This window comes from Streptomyces humi, assembly GCF_001005085.2.
In the GTDB taxonomy this organism is placed as follows: Bacteria; Actinomycetota; Actinomycetes; order Streptomycetales; family Streptomycetaceae; genus Streptomyces; species Streptomyces humi.
Window position 1 is genome coordinate 1 of the sequence record NZ_LBMU02000150.1, and the last position, 713, is coordinate 713.

At 69.1% G+C, this 713-nt stretch carries 1 protein-coding gene; it reads right to left on the minus strand.

Features of this window, described 5'->3' with window-relative positions; translation table 11 throughout:
* Positions 1 to 319: UbiA family prenyltransferase (locus AAW13_RS43290; RefSeq protein ID WP_167391802.1), on the minus strand; the 319-nt coding region annotated here is incomplete at its 3' end.
* Positions 320 to 713 lie beyond the last annotated feature (394 nt).

Below are 713 nucleotides of genomic sequence, written 5' to 3' on the forward strand. Positions count from 1 at the left end.
CCGCCCACGACAGCGGTCCGCCGTGCCGCACCGACATGGCACCGGTCACCAGTTCACGGCCCGCGGTACGCGGGTTGCGGGCGTCGATCTCCCGGTCGATGATCCGGTTCGCCGCCATCGCGAAGGTCCGCAGGGCCACCATCGCCACGGTGACCAGCAGCAGGTCCAGCCAGCGGACGGCGCCGTACCGGTCGAACATGGCGGTGAGGGCGGCTGTGTAGGCGAACGGCAGCGCGAACACCGAGTGTTCGATCATCACCAGGCGCAGGAACGCCCGGGTCCGTCCCGGGACAGGGACCGCCATGGAAGCTGTACTCACCCGCTCGTGACTCCTTGTCGTTCAGACGCGCGTCGGCCGCCGACCGGATGCCGGTGTGCGGCCAAGAGACACATGTCTCAGACGGCTCCCCACTCAGGCAACGGATACGGCACCCGGCCGGGTTCACCGCCGGTCACCCAGCGATACGTATTAAGAAGAGGATCCGGACGGGAATGGCCTCACACCTCCGGGTGTTCGTCGCATGTGAGTGACGCCCGCCGATCCGCGCCCCCGTCCGCTCACCGTCTCCCCGTCCGCTCGCCGTCTCCCCGACCGCTCGACATCTCCTCGACAGGAAGGCACCGCCTGCCATGAACGCCGTGACCAGGACCCTGGTGGACATCACCACCCCCGACGGCACCGCCGACGCCTACCTCGCCCACCCGGACGACGG